The organism is Streptomyces sp. NPDC002994, from assembly GCF_040611155.1.
Lineage (GTDB): Bacteria > Actinomycetota > Actinomycetes > Streptomycetales > Streptomycetaceae > Streptomyces.
In genome coordinates this window covers 154,504-171,270 of record NZ_JBEXNQ010000016.1, presented here as the reverse complement: position 1 = coordinate 171,270, position 16,767 = coordinate 154,504, and the positions used below count along the sequence as shown (strand labels likewise).

At 69.3% G+C, this 16,767-nt stretch carries 13 protein-coding genes and 1 pseudogene; 2 read left to right on the top strand and 12 right to left on the bottom strand.

Features of this window, described 5'->3' with window-relative positions:
• Window positions 1-93 precede the first annotated feature (93 nt).
• Window positions 94-618 carry an ABATE domain-containing protein gene (locus ABZX79_RS22650; protein WP_355260528.1) on the top strand — a complete coding sequence of 175 codons (525 nt, stop codon included), beginning with the start codon at window positions 94-96 and terminating at the stop codon, window positions 616-618.
• 663 nt (window positions 619-1,281) lie between these two features.
• Here the strand turns inward: ABZX79_RS22650 and ABZX79_RS22645 are convergent.
• The 11 genes from ABZX79_RS22645 to ABZX79_RS22595 all read right to left on the bottom strand — a co-directional run bounded on the left by ABZX79_RS22645 (window position 1,282) and on the right by ABZX79_RS22595 (window position 12,758).
• Window positions 1,282-1,503, bottom strand: a complete 222-nt coding sequence (locus tag ABZX79_RS22645; protein WP_355260469.1) for a hypothetical protein — start codon at window positions 1,501-1,503, stop codon at window positions 1,282-1,284.
• A gap of 259 nt (window positions 1,504-1,762) precedes the next feature.
• On the bottom strand, window positions 1,763-2,404 hold the full coding sequence (locus ABZX79_RS22640; RefSeq protein WP_355260466.1) for a superoxide dismutase: 642 nt from the start codon (window positions 2,402-2,404) through the stop codon (window positions 1,763-1,765).
• A gap of 153 nt (window positions 2,405-2,557) precedes the next feature.
• The gene (locus ABZX79_RS22635; RefSeq protein ID WP_355260464.1) at window positions 2,558-3,643 is read right to left on the bottom strand and encodes a glycerophosphodiester phosphodiesterase family protein; all 1,086 of its coding nucleotides are present in this window, start codon (window positions 3,641-3,643) and stop codon (window positions 2,558-2,560) included.
• A 374-nt stretch (window positions 3,644-4,017) separates the two neighbouring features.
• Window positions 4,018-5,460 (bottom strand): FGGY-family carbohydrate kinase, encoded by a 1,443-nt coding sequence (locus tag ABZX79_RS22630; protein WP_355260525.1) that lies wholly within the window; start codon window positions 5,458-5,460, stop codon window positions 4,018-4,020.
• 16 nt (window positions 5,461-5,476) lie between these two features.
• The gene (locus ABZX79_RS22625; protein WP_355260461.1) at window positions 5,477-6,490 is read right to left on the bottom strand and encodes a 2-hydroxyacid dehydrogenase; all 1,014 of its coding nucleotides are present in this window, start codon (window positions 6,488-6,490) and stop codon (window positions 5,477-5,479) included.
• Entirely contained in the window at window positions 6,487-7,575 is a 1,089-nt protein-coding gene (locus ABZX79_RS22620) for an ABC transporter ATP-binding protein (RefSeq protein ID WP_355260458.1), read from the bottom strand. Before ABZX79_RS22620 ends, ABZX79_RS22625 begins: the two co-directional genes overlap by 4 nt.
• Window positions 7,568-8,404 carry a DeoR/GlpR family DNA-binding transcription regulator gene (locus tag ABZX79_RS22615; RefSeq protein ID WP_355260455.1) on the bottom strand — a complete coding sequence of 279 codons (837 nt, stop codon included), beginning with the start codon at window positions 8,402-8,404 and terminating at the stop codon, window positions 7,568-7,570. The genes ABZX79_RS22620 and ABZX79_RS22615 overlap by 8 nt, the downstream gene beginning before the upstream one ends.
• Window positions 8,401-9,540, bottom strand: a complete 1,140-nt coding sequence (locus ABZX79_RS22610; protein WP_355260452.1) for an ABC transporter ATP-binding protein — start codon at window positions 9,538-9,540, stop codon at window positions 8,401-8,403. The genes ABZX79_RS22615 and ABZX79_RS22610 overlap by 4 nt, the downstream gene beginning before the upstream one ends.
• Window positions 9,540-10,370 carry a carbohydrate ABC transporter permease gene (locus ABZX79_RS22605; RefSeq protein WP_355260449.1) on the bottom strand — a complete coding sequence of 277 codons (831 nt, stop codon included), beginning with the start codon at window positions 10,368-10,370 and terminating at the stop codon, window positions 9,540-9,542. Before ABZX79_RS22605 ends, ABZX79_RS22610 begins: the two co-directional genes overlap by 1 nt.
• Window positions 10,367-11,326, bottom strand: a complete 960-nt coding sequence (locus tag ABZX79_RS22600) for a sugar ABC transporter permease (RefSeq protein ID WP_355260447.1) — start codon at window positions 11,324-11,326, stop codon at window positions 10,367-10,369. Before ABZX79_RS22600 ends, ABZX79_RS22605 begins: the two co-directional genes overlap by 4 nt.
• A 7-nt stretch (window positions 11,327-11,333) precedes the next feature.
• Window positions 11,334-12,758, bottom strand: a complete 1,425-nt coding sequence (locus ABZX79_RS22595; RefSeq protein WP_355260444.1) for a sugar ABC transporter substrate-binding protein — start codon at window positions 12,756-12,758, stop codon at window positions 11,334-11,336.
• Window positions 12,759-12,900: 142 nt separating this feature from the next.
• On the opposite strand from ABZX79_RS22595, the gene ABZX79_RS22590 reads away from it, so the two are divergent.
• Entirely contained in the window at window positions 12,901-14,367 is a 1,467-nt protein-coding gene (locus ABZX79_RS22590; RefSeq protein ID WP_355260441.1) for an FGGY family carbohydrate kinase, read from the top strand.
• Window positions 14,368-15,310: 943 nt separating this feature from the next.
• On the opposite strand, the pseudogene ABZX79_RS22585 reads toward ABZX79_RS22590, so the two are convergent.
• Window positions 15,311-16,711, bottom strand: a pseudogene (locus ABZX79_RS22585) (amino acid permease); the annotation flags it as partial.
• Window positions 16,712-16,767 lie beyond the last annotated feature (56 nt).

Below are 16,767 nucleotides of genomic sequence, written 5' to 3'. Positions count from 1 at the left end.
ACCATCATTTCGAACCGCCTAAGACGGTTCGATGAGTGTTGTCGCTCACCGCGGAGGTTGGAAATGACCGAGGACGTACGGCGTGTGTTCCGGATGGACAACGAGGTCCTGGCGTTCCGATTCACTGCCACCGTCAGCGACAGAGCCGGCATGGAGCCGAGAGAGCGGCTGACCGGCCCCGCACGACTGAAGATGTGGCTGCAGGCCACAGGGCTCGACGTCACAGACGTGTCGCCTGCCAATCTGGAGGACGCCGTCGAACTGCGTGAGGCGATCTACCGAATTGGGTCGGCGATCGCCGCAGGTGAACAGCCGGATTCAAAGGATGTCCGCACCCTCAACACGGTGGCTGCCGCTGGGCATGCGAAGGCTGCGCTGGAGCACGAACGTGCAGAATGGCACCTGACGGACACGACCCCTATTGGTGACGCCCTCGGCGTCCTGGCCACGGATGCCATCCGCATCCTCGGGGGCCCCGACCGTAGCCGCATCAAGAACTGCGAAGGCCCCGGATGCGCGGGGCTTTATCTCGACACCAGCCGCGGAGCCAACCGCCGTTGGTGCTCCATGAACACCTGCGGCAACAAGGTCAAGAAGTCACGGCTCACCGCGAGCTGACCCGACAGCGCCGCGATCAGAGCCGTCAACAACGTCATGACCAGCAACACCTAGTCCCACTCGTCTCAGCTGTATCGCTCCCAGTCGTCATGGGAGCGTTTCGACCCACGGCCGCTACCGCGATCGCGTGCCCCACCCCCAACCCACACCAGCAACGGGCTTGTAGCTCTACCGACCACCGGTCGGGGCGGACGCCACACCCGCCCGAGTCACCCCATTCAACTCATGCGCCCCACCCGCGCAGTCATCAGTTCGCAGGTCGACCCGGTCGGTCGGCCGTTCGCCGGTGTGGGTGGTCGTGTGCGTGGGAATGGGGAGGTCGCGCCAAGGGCCGTTCCCGTCGGCCGCTGAGCCTGGGGCCGAGCCGCTTCCTCAACCTGCCGCGCCCCACCCACTCAGCCGTCGGTCGGCAGCGGCGAGCGGCTAATCCCCGGACCTTCCCGTGGGCTCCCCCGGGGGCCGCCCCCCAGATGCATTGCGGCGGAGGGTCGGCGGTCAAGGGGGGAGCGGAGCGGAATCGCCGTAGGCGACGCGACGTAGGAGCGCCCTTGAGGGGCGGGCCTCCGGCGCCACCCTCCGAAAAGGCGGCCCCCACACCAGAAGCGAACAAGGCCCCAGGGCTGCCAACGCCCCCGCCCGGGGTTCGTCGGCCGACGCAGGTTCCTACTCGGGTGGTGGCGGGACGCGGAGCTCCGGGGTGAAGGGTGCCTTGTTCATGCCCGTGCGCAGGTTCCGGCAGCCTTCGGCAGTGCACATGAGGTAGTTGTCGACGTTCCTGGCGCGAATACGGTCCTTCAGCCACGCCTTCTCCTCGCCGCTGAGCGGCCGGTGCGGCTCGAACGAGTCACAGGTGTCGCAGTAGATCGGCTTGTTGCTCGCCATCATGCGGATCCTCCGCCGACTGTGGTCACAAGTCAGGAGTGGACGATCCTAATCGGGGCCTGGCAGGGAGCGACAGGATTAGCAATAGAACGTCAGAACGACAGGGCGTCGGAGCAACGTCTACCGCGCGAAAACAGCCGGCCCCCGCGAGTCAGGTCCTCGCGGGGGCCGGCCGTTTCATCCGCCTGCAAGTGATGGTTGAGAAGACGATCACGAGCAGGACGCCATGGTGTGCCGTGCGTGCCGTGCCTGCCGTGCGTGCCTACGGCGCGAGCAGCAGGTTGTTCGCGCGCGCCTTCGCGGCGGCGTAACGCTTCGACACGTCCTGCCAGTTGACGACCTTCCACATCGCCTCGATGAAGTCCACCTTCTGGTTCTTGTACTGAAGGTAGAAGGCGTGCTCCCAGGCGTCGAACACCAGGATCGGGACCGACCCCTGCCCGACATTGCCCTGGTGGTCGTAGACCTGCTCCACGATCAGGCGGCCGCTGACCGGCTCGTACGCGAGGACGCCCCAGCCCGAACCCTGGGTGGTCGCGGAGGCCTTGGTCAGCTGGGCCTTGAACTTGTCGAAGGATCCGAACGACTCGGCGAGGGCGTCCGCCAGCTCACCGAGCCCGTCCTTCTCCAACGGCTCACCGCCGCCGTCACCGGACATGTTGTGCCAGTAGATGGAGTGGAGGATGTGGCCGGAGAGGTGAAACGCGAGGTTCTTCTCCAGCCCATTGATCGTTCCCCACGACTCCTTGTCGCGCGCCTCTTCGAGCTGCTCAAGGGTGTCGTTCGCGCCCTTCACGTAGGCCGCGTGGTGCTTGTCGTGGTGCAGCTCGATGATCTGCGGGTTGATGACAGGCTCGAGCGCCGCGTAGTCGTACGGAAGTTCAGGAAGTGTGTAAACGGCCATGGAATCCGAGCCCTCCGACTGCTTATTGCGACTGATGTGCAAGTGCAGGTTAGCAGCAAGAGGGCTCGGAGTTGATCAGATCTCGGTCGTCCGTTGGTCCTAGGACTCCTAGGACTCCTAGGACTCCTAGGACTCCTAGGACTCCTAGGACTCCTAGGACTCCGTGGCCCCGGCCGCGTCCCTCGCGATGACCGCGAGGTCGGGGAAGTCGGTCACGACCGCGTCGACCCCGAGCCCGTAATGCAGGGCGTACTCCGCGAAGGCGTCCCCGAAGTCGTTGGGCGCGGTGCCGCGGCGGAACTGTGCGGGCAGGAATTGGTTCTCGCAGCGGAAGGTGTACGCCCCGACCTTCAGCCCCGCCGCGTGCGCGTCCGCGAGCAGCGGCGGGGCCGCGACGACCGAGGACTTGTCCGGGCCGATCCAGTCGGCGTACTCCGCGATCTGCCGCAGACCGGCCGGCGTCATCATTTCCTTGTACGTCGCCGGGTGGCCGTACGGCCCGCCCGTGGTCCCCAGCGCCTGCCACAGCGGCAGGCGCAGCCGGGCCTCCGCGATCCGGGTCAGGCTCGACGGTTCGAAGGACTGCACGACGCATTCGTGGGCGCCGAGCCGGTTGCGCCGAATGACGCGGATGAGCTCCGGTTCGAGGGGCAGGCCGATCGAGCGGAAGTAGGTGGGGTGCTTCGTCTCCGGGAACACGGCGATCGTCCGCCCGTGCCGCTTGGACAAGTGCCTTGCCAGGTCCACGACGTCCTGGAACGTCATGACTTCGAGTCGGCCGTCGAAGACGGTGTTCCTGTTCCTGACCAGCGGCAGGCGCTCGACGGCTCGCAGGGTTTTCAGCTCGGCGAGCGTGAAGTCCTCCGTGAACCATCCGGTGACGGACCGGCCGTCCACGGTCTTTGTCGTACGCCGCGACGCGAATTCCGGGTGCTTCGCGACGTCCGTCGTCCCGGAGATCTCGTTCTCGTGCCGTACGACGAGGACGTGGTCCTTGGTCGGTACGAGATCGGGCTCGATCCAGTCGGCGCCGGTCTGGACGGCATGGGTGTACGACGCGGCGGTGTGCTCGGGGCGCCAGCCGGCTGCGCCGCGGTGGCCGATGACGATGGGACCCTTGGGCCGGCGGTGGGGTTCGTCCGCGGCTGCCGAGCTCGCGCCGGGCAGGGCGGTGACGGCGGATGCGGCGGCGCCGACGGCGAGGAGTACGGAACGGCGTCTCGGCTGCTGTGCGGGCATGGAAGTCTCCCTGGTAGGCGGGGATATGGAGGGGCGGCGACTGCACGATAGGCCGCCCTGTGTCCGTGCGGAGCTGAGTACGCCCCCTTTCACGCAGTGGCCGACCGGAGGCCATGCGGGCTTCACTTGGCGGGCCGCACCCGCCCCTTGCGCGGACGGGCTGAAAGCGACCAAGCGCGCGCAGTCCGCATCCTCCGCCCCCACCCCGCCTCGCGAGTCACGGTGCCGGGAGGGGACGTGTCGGGGCGCTCCCCGCAGGGCGTTGAACGCAACCGGCCCGGAGAAAACGCGGTGCCTCGGTGTTCGACGCCCGAGGAGACGCCCCGGCGCGGCACCGACCCCGGAGCGCCGGGCCACTCGCACCCCCGGGAAGCTCAGCCCGGGGTGCCGGCACGGCCCCGCGCTCGGGTTCGGGCTTCCGCCAAGTGCGCCAGGTGCTTCGCGTAGCCCACCGTGTAGTGCTCCGCCCGCCCCGCGTCCGGCTCGACCACCGTCGTCGGACGCGTCCAGGACGCCACGTCCAGCTCCACCCCGTACCGCTCCGCCGCCGCCAGCACCGCGCCCCGCGCGCCCACCTCGCCCTCGACCACGCGCAACGGGCGGCCCAGTACGTCGGCGAACAGCCGCAGCCACGCCGGGGACCGCGTCCCGCCCCCGCAGACCGCCAGGGTGCCCGTGAGGCCCGCCGCCTCCAGGCAGTGGCGCGCGGCGTAAGCGATCCCCTCGCACGTCGCGCGCACCAGGTCGCCCTTCGTCGTCTCCAGCGACACGCCCGTCAGTTCCGCCCGCAGCCGCGGCTCCACGAACGGGGCGCGCTCGCCCGACGGCGCGAAGTAGGGCAGCACCTGCACCCCGTTCGCCCCCGGCGGTGTCGCGTCCAGGAGCGCGTCGACCTCCTCGTGCCGTACGCCCGTCGTGTTCAGCACCCAGTCCAGCGCCGCCGTGCCGACCATCGCCGGCATGGCGCGCAGCCACTGCCCCTCGCGGTCCGTGGAGATGTAGAGCCCGGCCGGCTCGCCGGCCTCCAGGTCGAGGACATCCGTCGCGACCAGCGACGCCAGGCACGTGCCGATGATGAGCAGCCCGTCCCCCGGCCGCGTCACCCCCGCGCCGAGCGCGCACGCGGGCAGGTCGTACGGGCCGTTGGCCATCCGCGTACCGGCCGGCAGGCCCGGACCAGACGCATCGCCGACCGCGACCGGGTCACTGACCGGGGCGAGCAGACCGCGCCGGTGGCCGAGGCCCAGCAGAGCCAAGGCCCCGTCGTCGTACGTCCGTGTCCGCGGATCCAGGAAGGGCATGGACGCGTCCGAGACGTCCGTCGCCCGGACCCCGGTCAGGCGCTGGAAGACCATGTCCTTGCAGTACAGGGCGGTGGCGGCCGCATCCAGCACCTTCGGCTCGTGCCGGTCCAGCCACGCCAGCACCGGCCCCGGACACCCCGGGAACATCGCGCTGCCCGTACGCCGGAACACGGAGGTGAAGACGTCCGACGCCATCCACGCGTCGAGGACTTCGTGCGCCCGGCCGTCCATCCAGGAGATGGCGGGCCGCACCGGGCGCCCCTCGGCGTCCACCAGCCACACCCCGTCGCCCTGCCCCGTCAGCCCGGCCAGGGAAACAGGGCTGTCCAGCCCCGATGTCAGCGTCGTCAGGACGTCCACGACCGCCCCGTACACCTCGTCCATGTCCTGCTCGACGCGGCCGTCGCGGATGTCGAGCCCGACCGGCCGGGACTCGACCGCGACCTCCCGCCCGGACGCGTCGAAGGCCGCCGCCTTCACCATGGACGTGCCCACATCGATACCGACGTACAACATTCCTCAGGACTCCTCAGGTCAGGCTGTGCGCCAGTGGTGTTCCGGCGGCGTACCGCGCCACCTCGGCCGCCGCGATCCGCGCCGCCTTCTCGGCCACCGGGCGGCTCGCCCCGCCCAGGTGCGGCGTCATCACGACCCCGGGTACGCCCCGCAGCCGCGCACCGGCAGGCAGTGGTTCCTGCTCGTACGTGTCGAGGGCGGCCGCCCCCAGCTGCCCGCTCTCCAGCGCGTCGCACAGCGCGTCCGTCTCGACGAGCGGCCCCCGCGCCACATTGACCAGCACGGACCCGCGCGGCAGCAGCCCCAGTTCGCGGGCGCCGATCAGGCCACGGGTCTCGTCGGTGAGCCGCGCGTGCAAAGTGACGACCCGCGACCGGGACAGCAGCGCGTCGAGCGACGCGACCCGTACGCCGTGCACATCACCGCGCACGTACGGGTCGTACACCTCCACCTCCGCACCGAACGCGCACAGCACCCGCGCGACCCGGCTGCCGACAGCGCCGTATCCGATCAGCCCCACCGGGGTGTCCTCCAGCTCCGGACCGCACCGGTCGTACGTGAAGTACGAGCCGTCCCATACGCCCCGCCGCGCCAGCGAGTCATGGGTCTCCGGGATGCGGCGCATCGCGGCCAGCATCATCCCGACCGTGAACTCGGCGGTGGCCGCCGCATTGCGGCCCGGCGCGAAGCACACCTGCACGCCGCGCGCCCGCGCCGCCTCCACGTTGACGTTGACCGGGCCGCCGCGGCAGACCACGATGAGCCGCAGCGCGGGGGAGGCCTCCAGCACCCGCTCCGTGAACGGCGCCATCTGCGTCACGCACACCTCGACGTCCCGCAGCGCCTCGATCAGCGCGTCCTCGCAGTCGCTGGCCTCGTCGACCTCGGCGACTTTCGTGAACGGTTCGAGCGGCCAGGGAAGGGTCAGTTCGGTCAGTTCGAAGGGGGACGCGGTGACGGCGGTCTCCACCGCCTCACCGATCAGTGAGTTGAGTACGAAGTGGTCACCGGCTGCCAGGATTTTCATCGCAGAGCCTCCCCTGTCTCGGCGTCGAATACATGCGTGAGCTGCGGGTCCGCGGTCACCCGCACGGTGTCGTCCCGGTCGAGGCGCACCTCGGGTCCGGTCTGTACGACGAGGGGCTTGGCCACTCCGTCGAGCGCGAGCGTGGCGATACCGGCTTCGAGGAGCGGTTCGTGTGCGCTCACCCGCGCCCGTACACCCGCGTCCTCCGCCAGCCGCAGATCCTCCGGCCTGATCCCCAGCACCACCTCCCGCCCCACGGCCAGCCCCGTCCCCAGCCGCACCGGAACGGCCAGCCGCACGCTGTCCGAGAGCCGCACCCGGCCGTCGGCTTCGGCCACCCCCGGCAGGAGGTTGATCGCGGGCTCGCCGACGAAGTCGGCCACGAAGAGATTCGCCGGGCTGTCGTAGATCTCGTACGGCGTGCCGAGCTGCTGGATGACGCCGTCCTTCATCACGGCGATACGGTCGGCGAGCGACAGCGCCTCCTCCTGGTCGTGGGTGACCAGGATGGTGGTGTGCCCCAAGTCCTGCTGGATGCGCTTCAGTTCGCGCCGGGTCGTGTCGCGCTGCGCCGCGTCCAGGTGCGAGAGCGGCTCGTCGAGCAGCAGTACGTCCGGCTCGCGGATCAGCGCGCGCGCCAGCGCCACCCGCTGCTTCTGGCCACTGGAGAGCCCGCCCGGCCGCGCGTCGAGCAGCTCCGTCAGGCCGATCCGCTCGGCCATGTCCCGTACCCGCGACGCCACTTCCCCGCGGGGCCTGCCCCGCGCCGCCAGCCCGAAGCCGAGGTTGTCGGCGACGGTGAGCGGCGGATAGAGCGCGTAGTTCTCGAAGGCGACGCCGATATTGCGCCGCTGGGCGGGAACCTTCACCACCGAGTCGCCGCCGACGAGAATGTCGCCGCCGGTCACCGCCTCCAGACCCGCGATCATCCGCAGGGTGGTGGATTTGCCGCAGCCGGAAGGGCCGAGCAGGCCCAGCAGCTCACCGGATCGCAGCTCCAGGTCGATGCCGCGTACGGCCTCCACCGGGGGGCGGCCCCGCGACACGTAGGTCTTGCGCAGCTCGCGCAGCGCGAGTTCAGTCATCGTCCGGTACTCCCCTCGCCGTCCCGGCCGTCCCAGCCGTCGCGCACACCTCGTACGGGACCTTGTGCTCGTCGAGGTCGCGCAGCAGCTCCGCCGACGCCCCGTCGTCGACCAGCACCAGGTCGAAGCGGGAGAGCGGGGCGAGCCGGTGGAGGGCGACGCGGCCGAGCTTGGAGTGGTCGAGCAGCAGCACGTTCTTCGCGGCGGAGTCGAGCATGGCCCGCTTGACGGAGACGATGTGCTGCTCCTGGTGGTAGGCGAAGCCGCCGGAGACGGCCGACGTCGACGTGAAGCAGATGTCGACCTGGAGGAGCTGGACGGCTTCCATGCAGGAGACGCCCAGGAAGGACGAGTGGAGGGGATCGTAGTCGCCGCCGAGCGCCATCAGGTGGATGCCGCGCTCGCCCGACAGCAGCGTCAGCGCTTCGAGGAAGTTGGTGACCACGGTCAGCGGACTGATCGGTCTCGAACCGAGCCGACGCGCGATCTCCAGGGTGGAGGTCGAGTCGTCGAGCATCACCGCCATGCCGGGCTCGATGAGCTTCAGCGCGTGCTCGGCGACGGCGGCCTTCTCCGCGCGCATCGTCTTCAGCCGGTACGCGACGTTCGATTCGAAGACGCCCGACGGCTGGGCGGTGACTCCGCCCCTGAACTTCCGTACCAACCCCTGTCGTTCGAGCTCGTCGAGGTCCCGGTGGATGGTCATCAGGCTGACGTCGAAGCGCTCGGCCAGCTCGGCGGCGGTGGCCGAGCCCGCGGCCAGTACGCGTTCGGCGATGGCCGCCTGGCGGGGTCCGGGGCCGCGCTCGCGCTGGTCGCCGCCGCTCATGCGCCGATCCTCCGCCCCGGCAGGTCCGGCCCGTCGGCTTCGAACAGCAGCAGGCTCTGAGGCCGTACGCTCAGCCTCACCGGCGCGTCGGGCCGCAGCCCGGCGGCGTCCGCGCGCGGCACGACCAGCGAGAGGTGCTGCCCGCCGAGCCGTACGGTGACCTCGGTGGCGCGCCCGAGGACTTCGGTGATGTAGACGGTTCCCGTGAGCTCGATGCTGCCCGCTCCGAGGGCGGAGGAGCCCAGCGCAAGGTCGCGCGGCCGGACCCCGATCTGCACGGCGGTGCCGGGTGCGGCGGACCCTGCCGGCAGCCAGTTCAGCGGAATCTCGAAGAAGCGGTCGGCGGACAGGAAGGTGCCGTGGCCCGTGACGGTCCCCGGCAGCAGATTGATGCGGGGCCGGCCGAAGGAGCGGGCGACGAAGGTGTCGTACGGCTGGTGCCAGATCTCCTCGCGAGTCCCCGTCTGGACGATCCGCCCCTCCCGGATCACCCCGATACGGTCGCCCAGCGCCAGCGCCTCCACCGAGTCGTGCGTGACGTACAGGGTCGTGGTGCGCTGGACCGCGCCGATCGCCTTCAGCTCGGCGCGCATCGCCTGGCGGAGCTTGGCGTCCAGGTGGGACAGCGGCTCGTCGAGCAGGAACGCGCGGGCGGGGCGCACCAGGACACGGCCGAGCGCGACGCGCTGCCGCTGCCCGTTGGACAGCCGGCCCACGGGGCGGTCCAGCAGCGCGCCGATGCCCAGCAGCTCGGCGATGGTGCCGATACGCTCGCGCGCCTGGGCGGCCGGCAGCTTGTACCGGGGGGAGCGCAGGGGCGACGCGAGGTTGTCGTACGCGCTGCGGTGCGGGTAGAGGGCGTACGACTCGAAGCACATCGCTACGCCCCGGTCGTACGGCTCGACTCCCGTCATGTCGGTGCCGTCGAGCGAGACCGTTCCCGACTGGGGTTCCTCCAGCCCCGCGACGGTCTTGAGTGTCGTGGTCTTGCCCGCGCCGGACGGCCCGAGCAAGCAGAAGAACTCCCCTTCCCCGACGTCGAGATCGAGCCCGTCGAGCGCGATGTTCTTGCCGTACGCCTTATGAATCCCGCGCAGCGAGATGGCAGCGCTCGGAGCGGTCGGAGCAGCCGGCATCAGGACTTCACCGCCCCGAAGGAGAGTCCGCGCACCAGATAGCGCTGGATGGTGAGCGCGAGCAGCAGCGGCGGGATCACCGAGACCAGCGCCGCCGCAGCCGTCAGGTTGTACTTGGGGCGGTCGCCGCCGAGGAAGGACAGCGCGCCGACCGTCACGGTCTGGGCTTCGGACGACGTCAGGATCAGCGGGAAGACGAAGTTGTTCCAGGCGAAGATGAAGGCGAGCAGCGACACGGCGGCGATGCCCGGCTTGACCAGCGGCAGCGCGACCTTGAAGAAGGCCTGTTTCCTCGTGTAGCCGTCGAGCAGCGCGGCCTGCTCCAGCTCCGGTGAGAGGTCGGAGAAGTACGAGCGCATGATCCAGACGATCAGCGGCAGCGTGACGAGCTGGAGCACCCAGATCATGCCGACGTACGTGTCGAAGAGCCCGAGCTGCTGGTAGAGCACGAACAGCGGGATGATCACGGTGAGTTCGGGTGCGAACCGGAAGGACAGCAGCGTGAACATCAGGTTCTCCGAGCCCCGGAACCGCCAGCGCGCCGCCGCGTAGGCGGCAGGCAGCCCGATCACCAGCGACAGCCCCACAGCTCCCAGCGACACCACCAGACTGTTGACGAAGAACCGCAGGAACGGCACGCCCTCGTCGTTCCCGGCCCCGAGCACCGTCTTGTACGCGTCGAAGGTGGGCGTGAACGAGAAGTACGTACTGAACAGCTCGTTCGCCGGCTTCAGCGACAGAATGATCATCCAGGCGATGGGGAAGAGCGCGAAGACGAAGTACAGAATCAGCGCCCCGTCGGCAGCGACAGCAAGCAGCTTGCGCTTCACTTGGGCACCTCCGCGGCCCGGTTCTGGATCTTCCCCAGATAACGCACCAGCACCATCGTGACCAGGTAGACCACCGCCCACAGCACGATCATGTAGCTGATCCCGAACGAGTACCGCTGGAAGCGGATCGCCTCCAGGTACGCCCGGATCTGGAGCACCACGGTCGAGTCGCCGGGTCCGCCCTCCGTCAGGGCGTAGATGATGTCGAAGACCTTCAGCGAGTCCATGAACCGGAAGATCACCGCCACCAGCACGTACGGCCACAACATCGGCAGCGTCAGCTTCCGGAACGTGAACCACCAGCCGGCCCCGTCCACCGCCGCCGCCTCGAACGGCGACGCGGGCAGCGACCGCAGCCCCGCAAGCGCCAGGATCGCCACGAACGGCGTGTAGACCCACACGTCCACGGCAATCGACGACAGCAGCGCGCCGGTAGGGGTGTCCGTCCACTGAACACCCCCCATACCGAAAGGTTTCAGCAGATAGTTGATGACCCCGACGCTCGGCTGGAGCATCAGCTTCCACATGATCGCGGCGATCACGGGCGCGATCATCAGCGGCAGGATGAGGATCTTCTCCAGTACACGCCCGACGAGCGTGGAGCGGTGCAGCAACAGCGCCACCCCCACCCCCAGGACCGTCTCGACCGCCGCCGCCCCCACCGCGTACAGCACCGTGATCCACGCCGAGTCCCAGAAGGACGACTCACTGAAGATCCGCCGGTAGTTCTCCAGCCCGACCATGTCCGGTTGCGGTTTGCTCGCCGCGAAGTCGAAGAGCGTGTAGTACAGCCCGAGCCCGAAGGGATAGAGGATCCCGCCGGTGAGCAGCAGAGCAGGCACGATCAGCAGATACGGCCGCAGCCCACGCCGCCAGCGCGGTACGACGCGCGCCGACGGCCCACCTCCCTCGCGTGAGGCCGCCCCGTGGCCGGTCTCGGTGAGGGACGACGACATCGAGCCGTCACCCGACCTTCGAAGCCAGGCCGCTCGCCAGCCCGTTCAGCACCGACTTGGCGTTCTTGCCGCCGTAGATCTCCTGGAGCGACGCCGCCCAGCTCGTCGTCGCGTCGAAGAACTGCTCCTGCGGCGTGAACTGGATCTTCGTCTGGTCGACGACCGTCTCGAAGGTCTCGATGAAGCCTTCCAGCCCCTTCATCTTGTCCTTGTACGCCGCGTCCTGGCTGATCGACTTCCGCACCGGGTCGATGTGGTTGCCCTCGACAGCGGCTTTCCGCAGATGCTCCTTGCCGGTAGCCCACTGGAGGAACAGCCACGCCGCGTGCTTGTTCTTGCTCTTGGCGTTCATGCCGAGCGACCAGATCCACATGTTCGTGGCGAGCGACCCGTCGGGCCCCTTCGGCCCCGGATGGAAGGCGATCTTCCCGGAGGCGGGCGACGCGCCCTTCACCGCCTGGAAGTACGCCGCCGTATCGGCGTCGAAGAGCATCCCGGCCTTCTTCGCGCCGAGGTCGCTGGAGCACTGGTACCAGGTGTACGAGGTCCAGGACGGCGGCCCGCCCTTCCGTACCATCTCGGCCCAGTCCTGGGTGAAGCTGACGGCCTCGGGGGTGTTCATGGCGGGCTTGACCTGCCCACCCTCGACCGTGAAGTCCTTGAGCCCGTACCGCGAGTACATCGTCATGAAGCCGGGATGGATCGTCGCCCAGCTCCGCGACCCGCGCACCGCGACGCCGTACATCCCCTCGAAGCCCGCACCGGGTGCCTTGCGCTTGATGGCGCCGGATATCTCGCGCAGCTCGTCGAAGGTCTCGGCGGGTTTGAGCCCGAGCTTCTTGAAGACCTCGGTGTTGTAGGCGACGACGTTCGTTTCCCACCCCCAGGGCAGCGCGTACTGCCCGCCCTGCCCGAGTGGCGCACCGGCTTTGAGCGACCACTGATCGGCCTGCAGCAGATTCGGGAAGAAGTCCCCTTGGTCCCACTCCCCACCGGTCGCCGAGGAGTTGCTCATCCATGGCCCCAAGTCCTCCAGCCACCCGGGCGGCCCGTACTGCCAGACCATGTAGGCGCCGAGCATGAAGATGTCGTAGGACGCACGCCCGCTGGACAGATCGACAGTGAGCTTGTCGAAGTAGTTGTCCTCGGGAAAGACGTCGTACTCGACTTTGATGCCGGTCTTCTCGGTGAAGGACTTGAGATCGGCGATCAGTGCGTCGGTGTACGGATGCTTGTTGAGCAGCGCTTTGACTGTCTTCCCCTTGGCCTTCTTCCAGTCGAAGGCCCCGGTGACGTCGTCGGCGGCGGACCCACCACCTTCTTTGCTCTCATCACCGCCGAAGCCGGCGCCGCAGGCGCTCAGCAGCGGGGTGGCGGAAGCAGCCGCTGTGAGGGCGAGGAACCGCCGCCGGTCATGTACGCGCATGTCCATCCCGACCTCCGCTAACACGTGCAGTCGACTGGTTAACAGAGCTTGGAACAGCGGAAGTTGGGCGTCAATCCCTCGCGCAACGGAAAATCTCGGTGCACAGTGAGAACTTCACAGGCGGCGCCGATAAGCGCGGGAGGATCGTGTGCGATCCGACAAGTCCGGAGACTGGGACGACGACACGGCATGGCTGGGCATCGACCTCGGTACGCAGAGCGTCCGGGCGGTGGTCGCGACCACCCGCGGACACCTGCTGGGCAGCGGCTCGGCCCCGTTGACCGGCCGGCGCACCGGCGTGCGCCACGAGCAGGACCCCGCCGACTGGTGGTCCGCCGTCTGCACCGCGACCCGGGCCGCGCTCACGGGCGTACAGGCGCGCAGACTCCGTGCGCTCGCGGTGTGCTCGACCTCGGGCACGGTCCTGCTCACTCACGCGTACGGCAACCCGCTCACCCCCGGCCTGATGTACGACGACGGGCGCGCCGCACCCGAGGCCTACGAGGCGGGCGTACCGCCGAGCTGGGGCCTGCCGAAGGCGCTCTGGCTGGCCCGGCGGCGTAACGGAACGACCGTGAGGCTGTCCCACCAGGCCGACACGGTGACCGCCCGGCTCACCGGCGGCCCGGTCGCCACCGACTCCAGCCACGCCCTGAAGACCGGCTACGACCTGGAACGCGACACCTGGCCCGAGGAAGCTCTCGCCCAACTGGGCCTGTCCGTCGCCCTCTTCCCGGAAGTCGTACGCCCCGGAACCTGCCTGGGCAAGGTCACCGAAGCGGCATCGACCGAGACCGGCATCCCCGCCGGGACCCTGGTCATCGCCGGCATGACGGACGGCTGCGCCGCGCAGATCGCCTCGGGCGCCTTACGCCCCGGCTCCTGGAACTCCGTACTCGGCACCACTCTGGTCCTCAAGGGCGTCTCGACCGCCCCCGTCCGCGACAGCACAGGCATCGTCTACAACCACCGCTCCCCGGACGGCAACTGGCTCCCCGGCGGCGCGTCCAGCGTAGGCGCGGGCGCCCTCACCGTGGCCTTCCCCGGCGCGGACCCGGCCCGCCTGGACGCCCTGGCCGCCCACCACGAGCCGTCGGTAGCCCTCGCCTACCCACTGACTTCACAGGGCGAGCGCTTCCCCTTCCGAGCCCCGGCCGCCACCGCCTTCATCCTCAACGGCGGTACGTCGGAGGCCGACAGATGGGCGGCGATGCTCCAGGGCATCGGCTACGCGGAACGTCTGTGCCTGGACTATCTGCACTACCTGGGCGCGCCGGTCGAGGGCCCTCTGACCTTCACGGGCGGCGCGGCCCGCAGCCCGTACTGGAACCAACTCCGTGCCGACATCCTGGGCCGCCCGGCCCGAATCCCCGAACAGACGGAACCAGCACTGGGCATGGCGATCCTGGCGGCGCACGGCGCGGGGGAGGGGGCGGGCCCCAACCTGGCCGACACGGCGGAAGCCATGGTCCGCATCCGCGAGACCGTCCACCCCCGTCCGGGCCGCACGACGGCCTTCGCGGCCCCGTACGCCCGCCTGATCACCGAACTGACCCACCGAGGCTGGCTACCACCCCCCGTGTCCGCCCACGCCCTAACCCGCCTACCCCCCTGACCCTGCGAGCTTTTCCGGGGCGCTGCCCCGGCCCCCGCTCCCCAATCGCCGGACGGGCTGAGGGGAGCCGGGGGTGGCTGGGGCTCCGCCCCGGACTCTGGTTCTCAAGTGCCGGTCGGGCTGTGGGGAGCCGGGGGTGGCTGGGGCTCCGCCCCGGGCCGCGGTCCTCAAACGCCGGACGGGCTGAAGTGGCCGGGGTGGCTGGGGCTTCGCCCCGGACTCTGGTTCTCAAGTGCCGGTCGGGCTGTGGGGAGCCGGGGGTGGCTGGGCTCCGCCCCCGGCCCTGTTCGCCGGAGGGGGTGGAGGTGCCCAGGGGGCTCGTCCGAGCTGAGGGCTTCGCCCCAGCTCGAGGTTGCCGCGCTCCGTGCAATTGCCGCGCTCTGGGACTCCAGCGCAGCAAAATCCAGCCCGTCCGGCGTTTGAGGACACGCCCGGAGGGCGTCTGTGTGGTCTGGGGGCTGGGGCTTGCCCCAGTTCGGGAAGGGGCGGGTAGGGGAAAAGACCGTCAGTACGCGCAGAACCCCCCGGCCATAGCGGCCAGGGGGTCCAACGCGTTGCGACAGATCGCTCAGTCTTCCTTGCTGCTACTGCTGCTACTGCTGCTGTTGCTCGCGACCGCTTCCGCGACCGCATCCGCCGCAGCCTTGGCGACAGCATTCGTCGCCGCTTCCGCAGCAGGCTTGGCAACGGCCTCGGTAACGGCCTTCGTCACGGCGTCAGCAACGGCCTTCGTCACCGCCACGGTGACAGCCTCCGTGATGGCCGTCGTAAGGGCCTCGGTAACGACAACCGGGGCAGGCTCGGTAACCGCCTCCGCGTCGGTCTCCGCCTCGGTCTCCGCCTCGGCCTCCGGCACAGTCTTCGTGACGACCACCGGCGCAGCCTCCGCGGCGGCCACCGCAACAGGCTCAGCCACCGCTACCGCCACCGGCGTCCGCACCATCTGCAGCACGAAACCGACAACCGCCAGAAGGCCCGTCAGCCCACCACTCCAGTACAGCTGAACCCGCGTGCCCTCCTCACGGGCCATCAGGACGAAAACGGCCGCCATGCCCGCGAGCGCCACCCACGTCAGCACCGGGTACGCCCACATCTTCACGACCAGCGTCTCCGGCGCCTCGCGCTCGGTGCGTCGGCGCAGCACCAGCTGCGAAACGGCGATGAAGAACCAGACGACCAGGATCAGCGCGCCGATCGTGTTGAGCAGCCACACGAAGATGTCGTTCGGCCGCCAGTAGCTCAGCAGCACACAGACGAAACCGAACACGGACGAGACCAGCACGGCGGTGCGCGGCACACCACCGTAAACCGCACCGAGCGCCTTCGGGCCCTGACGGCGCGAGACCAGCGAGCACGCCATGCGCGAGGCGCCGTAGATGTTGGCGTTCATCGCCGAAAGCAGGGCGATCAGCACCACCACATTCATGATCTGACCGGCGGCGGGGATACCCAGGTGGTCCAGGGTCGCGACGTAGGGCCCCTTCTCGGCGACCGCCTTGTCGTTCCACGGCACCAGCGTGACGATGACCGCCATCGAGCCGATGTAGAAGATCGCGATGCGCCACATCGCCGTACGCACGGCCTTCGCGACACCCTGCACCGGCCGCTCGGACTCGGCCGCCGCGATGGTGACCGTCTCCAGCCCGCCGTACGCGAAAACAGACGCCAGCAGTCCCACGATCAGACCCTCGGACCCGTTCGGCATGAACCCGCCGATGCCCGTGAGGTTCCCGGTGCCCGGCGCGGGGTTGTCGGAGCCCGGCAGGACGCCGACGATCGCGAGGACGCCGATGCCGAGGAACAGCACGATCGCGCCGACCTTGAGCGCGGCGAACCAGAACTCGAACTCACCGAAGTTCTTTACGGCCGCCAGGTTCGTGCAGCAGAACACCAGCATGAAGAGCGCGACCCAGGCCCACTCGGGCGAGTCCGGGAACCACCCCACCATGATCTTCGCGGCGCCGATGCCTTCGAGGCCGACAGCCACGCAGAGCAGGAACCAGAACGCCCAGCCCGCCGTGAAGCCCGCCCACGGGCCGATCGCGCGCTCGGCGTGCACGGAGAAGGAACCGGAGGCCGGATTGGCGGCCGACATCTCGCCGAGCATGCGCATCACGAGCATGACCAGCAGCCCGGATATGGAATACGCGACGATGATCGAAGGACCGGCGGCGGCGATGCCCGCACCCGACCCGACGAAGAGCCCGGCGCCGATGACGCCACCGAGGGCGATCATCGACAGATGGCGTTGCTTGAGTCCGTGCGTGAGTGGCGAGTCGACCTTGTTGCCGATGTCGGCAGTGCCGACATCTTCGACGGGCGCCGGCGCGGAAGTCCGAGACATGGGTGTGCCCTGTTCGGTAGCTGAGACGGGGGAATAGACGCCACAGTCTGAGTACG

Coding starts and splice junctions, on each gene's coding strand:
- ABZX79_RS22650 (WP_355260528.1), top strand. CDS start 94: ATGGACAACGAGGTCCTGGCGTTCCGATTCACTGCCACCGTCAGCGAC.
- ABZX79_RS22645 (WP_355260469.1), bottom strand. CDS start 1,503: ATGATGGCGAGCAACAAGCCGATCTACTGCGACACCTGTGACTCGTTC.
- ABZX79_RS22640 (WP_355260466.1), bottom strand. CDS start 2,404: ATGGCCGTTTACACACTTCCTGAACTTCCGTACGACTACGCGGCGCTC.
- ABZX79_RS22635 (WP_355260464.1), bottom strand. CDS start 3,643: ATGCCCGCACAGCAGCCGAGACGCCGTTCCGTACTCCTCGCCGTCGGC.
- ABZX79_RS22625 (WP_355260461.1), bottom strand. CDS start 6,490: ATGAAAATCCTGGCAGCCGGTGACCACTTCGTACTCAACTCACTGATC.
- ABZX79_RS22620 (WP_355260458.1), bottom strand. CDS start 7,575: ATGACTGAACTCGCGCTGCGCGAGCTGCGCAAGACCTACGTGTCGCGG.
- ABZX79_RS22615 (WP_355260455.1), bottom strand. CDS start 8,404: ATGAGCGGCGGCGACCAGCGCGAGCGCGGCCCCGGACCCCGCCAGGCG.
- ABZX79_RS22610 (WP_355260452.1), bottom strand. CDS start 9,540: ATGCCGGCTGCTCCGACCGCTCCGAGCGCTGCCATCTCGCTGCGCGGG.
- ABZX79_RS22600 (WP_355260447.1), bottom strand. CDS start 11,326: ATGTCGTCGTCCCTCACCGAGACCGGCCACGGGGCGGCCTCACGCGAG.
- ABZX79_RS22595 (WP_355260444.1), bottom strand. CDS start 12,758: ATGGACATGCGCGTACATGACCGGCGGCGGTTCCTCGCCCTCACAGCG.